5 protein-coding genes and 1 pseudogene are annotated in these 2,938 nt (G+C 56.1%); all 6 read left to right on the forward strand.

The features are described from left to right. Positions 1 to 257: 257 nt before the first annotated feature. Entirely contained in the window at positions 258 to 758 is a 501-nt protein-coding gene (locus tag ACXRVZ_RS27480) for a hypothetical protein (protein ID WP_457425689.1), read from the forward strand. 159 nt (positions 759 to 917) lie between these two features. Further along, complete coding sequence (locus tag ACXRVZ_RS27485) at positions 918 to 1,331, forward strand: hypothetical protein (protein ID WP_457425691.1); 414 nt, start codon at positions 918 to 920, stop codon at positions 1,329 to 1,331. A gap of 78 nt (positions 1,332 to 1,409) precedes the next feature. Then, on the forward strand, positions 1,410 to 1,745 hold the full coding sequence (locus tag ACXRVZ_RS27490; protein ID WP_457425694.1) for a hypothetical protein: 336 nt from the start codon (positions 1,410 to 1,412) through the stop codon (positions 1,743 to 1,745). 61 nt (positions 1,746 to 1,806) lie between these two features. After that, on the forward strand, positions 1,807 to 2,184 hold the full coding sequence (locus tag ACXRVZ_RS27495; RefSeq protein WP_457425702.1) for a hypothetical protein: 378 nt from the start codon (positions 1,807 to 1,809) through the stop codon (positions 2,182 to 2,184). Between the two features lie 99 nt (positions 2,185 to 2,283). Continuing rightward, on the forward strand, positions 2,284 to 2,703 hold the full coding sequence (locus ACXRVZ_RS27500) for a hypothetical protein (protein ID WP_457425704.1): 420 nt from the start codon (positions 2,284 to 2,286) through the stop codon (positions 2,701 to 2,703). A 145-nt stretch (positions 2,704 to 2,848) separates the two neighbouring features. Beyond that, positions 2,849 to 2,938, forward strand: a pseudogene (locus ACXRVZ_RS27505) (JmjC domain-containing protein); the annotation flags it as partial.

Genomic DNA, 2,938 nt, shown 5'->3' on the forward strand with positions numbered 1-2,938 from the left:
GCATTGGGTGTGGCGAAACTTATCCACCCTCAGAAATTACGAAATGGTGGGATGCCGGGGCAACCGCCTGCTGTCCGAGGTGCGGTATGACAAGTGTCGTTGTCGGATCTGCCTCTGGCTTGGCGATCGATCGAGAAATGCTTGAAATGGCAGGTGGGCACATTGCTGGCTAGTAGCGATGAGCGCGAAGCGGCTCAACCAATCATTGCAGCGGACGGCTTCGCCGTCCGCTGAACTCAAACGTTAGCCCTTGCAAGATGCGCTTCTGGTTTGCTATCAACTTCGTCTGGCTCGCCGTCTTGGCTTCGAGCGAAAGCGTTGCCGCCGCAACGCTATGTAACGCTGGCGAAGTAAGCTACTTTTCGTGCGAACTGAAGAGCAGTCGAAAAGTGTTGTCGCTCTGCGGAGGAAAAAATTCAGATTCGGAATCTTTTTGGCTTCAGTATCGTTACGGTCAGCCACCGCATCTCGAAATGGAGTTTCCCTTGAAGCGCGTCGCCGTCAACAAAGCTGGCTTTGAGTTCCGGCGGCATCTTAGGATGGGAGGCGCATCCGACTACGAAGTGGCTTTCAATCAAGACAGTTGGAATTACGTTGTGTTCTCGTGGATTGCCGGGGAAGAGGGCGTGGATGGCGTGGAATACGGCGTGTACGTCTCTCGCGCGCAGGGAGTGGCCGGCAGAAAGCTGGAGTGCTTAGGAAGACCTGACGCTACTGCGCTTCGCAAGTTGGTTAACGCACATGAAACGGCGCGGTAGCAGGGCAATGGCTAACAGATCGCTCGAACCGACCCGCAGCGCCTGTCCGCTTCAGGCCACCATTTCATTCTTGGCCTTACGCAGCCAGCCGCTGCGGGCGGCTCAGCTCGAACGTTAGACGCCACGTCACACAATCTGTCTTTTCGGGAGGAATCGCAAATGCAAAGTGAGAGCCAGCCGACATCACCTCAACCAAGCTCTACCACGCAGTGGTTCAATCGGAGGCCCATACCGGTCTTCATCATCGCAGCGCTCTGCATCTTGCAGTTTCTTGGCATCGCTCTCTACCTAGCAGACCATTGGTACGGGTTGCTCGAACTCGTGAGAACCGGTGCTGAGTCCCCGTTTGGCTTCGTCTTCAAGCTGGTCTATCCGTTCTTCTTGCTCGGCGCCGGTCTTGCATTGCTCTTCATGCGCAAACTCGCAATCGTCTTGTTCTCAATCTACTGTGCCTGGGGCGTCGGCAAGATCGTTGTGCAAACCATCGACTTTCCAGGCTACGTCAGCCTCGCCATGGTCTTTGGCGTGTTGGTGTACTGCTTTCGCCTCCAACAGCGCGGCCTGTTGCGGTAGCGTGGCGCCTAACCTTTCATTGCAGCCGACCTGCGCYAGCTMCGCYGGCTGGTCGGCTGAATTCCGACGTTATGCCTTATGAGCGCGAGTGACTCTTTCGTCCAGGGAACGGTGTACTTTGCGGGAAGCAAGGAGGATCTGGCGCGGGTACTGAATGAATCTGGAATTGACGCCGCCGTCGGCCCATGGGCGCTGCGTCTGTTCGGTCCGGCATACAGATTCGAGGTCGCTTATGTAGGCAACATCACGCCGGAAGCGCCATTTGAGATTTCAGTCTCTGGCTACGGTGTTCCCCTTGAAACGATCGACCAGTGGTGCCGCCGCGTGGCCGACAGCCTTCGCAAAAGCGGCATCAAGTTCGACATGACACACTTCGCGGCTGACCATGACGAAATCTGCGATTACAAGGCATAACCTKTTGCTSCAGCGGACGGCTWCGCCGCCCGCTGAGCGCGAATGTTAGGCCTCTCGTCCAATGCGCGGCCAGAAAAAGCTCTTCTTGTTTATTGGAATCACCGCTTCTCTCGTCGGGTGTCGCGGCGCCATGGACGGCAGCGAAGAAATTTCCAAAGGGTACGAGATCACATTCACCAGTAGCGATGGTGTGTTCATCACGTACGCAGGAAGCGAGCGGCCCAAGGCGATCGTTATTGACGCACGCGTTGACGGATTCAATGTTGTTGGAGACCAGATACTGGTCGCCCGTCGTCCTATGGAAACCTATTTCGAGGAAACACCTGGAGGCAAGGTGCTGAAATACCGCATGCTCTCCACTTGCGAGCACTGGTCCATAAACACCTCTACGCATGACGTAAAAAAGACTCGAGAAACCGGTGGGCTGCGGTGCAAGTAGTGGAGAGGCTTAACCTTTCATTGCGGCCGACCTGCGCCAGCTTCGCTGGCTGGTCGGCTGAATTCCAGTTAGTCCGCACCACCGGAGAGCCGACATACCGTGGACCCAGATCTCAATCCGCCAACCTCTGAGCTTCTTGAGGAGAATGAAGCTCAGTGGCGGGAGCTCGCAACGATGGTTGAGGAAGTAATCCAAGAACTTGTGCCCATCAATGCAGGTTGCACTGTTTGCGGCGACCGATTCCGAAGCTTTGTGGTTGATGTCATTGTCCAAGACTGCCGCGTACTTACTTATGCTGGTGGCGTGGACCTAGCGGTTCGAATCCAGAACCAGCTACGCCGCGTCGAGAGTTTCGGCTGGTCGGTTCACTTGTGGGTTCAACCGGTAGCAGAAGATCTCGAACTTGATTTCGGCGTTTGGCTTGAGATCGACAGGTTGAGCATCACGGAGTTCATGGGGAAGCGGGACAAAATGATGTTTCCCACATTCACCGCGTTCAAAGCTGCATGTTGGGGCTAGTGGCTATGACTCCATCGATCCAAGCGCCTAACCTTTTGCTGCATCGGACGGCTTCGCCGCCCGCTGAGCGCAAACGCTAAGCCGCATGAACGACCGCCTGCTGGTTATCGTTGCTCTTCTTGCAACTGCGTTGCTCGCTGCCTGTGATGCGCGGCTGGACGACCTGATGCTGTCCGTCGCCAGCGACGGCGGCGGCGTCGGCCCGCATTTCGATTCCTACGACGTCTTCCTGATC

The organism is Roseateles sp. P5_E8 (genome assembly GCF_054177665.1).

Excerpts from the sequence above, each read along its gene's own strand:
- ACXRVZ_RS27480 (WP_457425689.1), top strand. The coding sequence starts at position 258 with ATGCGCTTCTGGTTTGCTATCAACTTCGTCTGGCTCGCCGTCTTGGCT.
- ACXRVZ_RS27485 (WP_457425691.1), top strand. The coding sequence starts at position 918 with ATGCAAAGTGAGAGCCAGCCGACATCACCTCAACCAAGCTCTACCACG.
- ACXRVZ_RS27490 (WP_457425694.1), top strand. The coding sequence starts at position 1,410 with ATGAGCGCGAGTGACTCTTTCGTCCAGGGAACGGTGTACTTTGCGGGA.
- ACXRVZ_RS27495 (WP_457425702.1), top strand. The coding sequence starts at position 1,807 with ATGCGCGGCCAGAAAAAGCTCTTCTTGTTTATTGGAATCACCGCTTCT.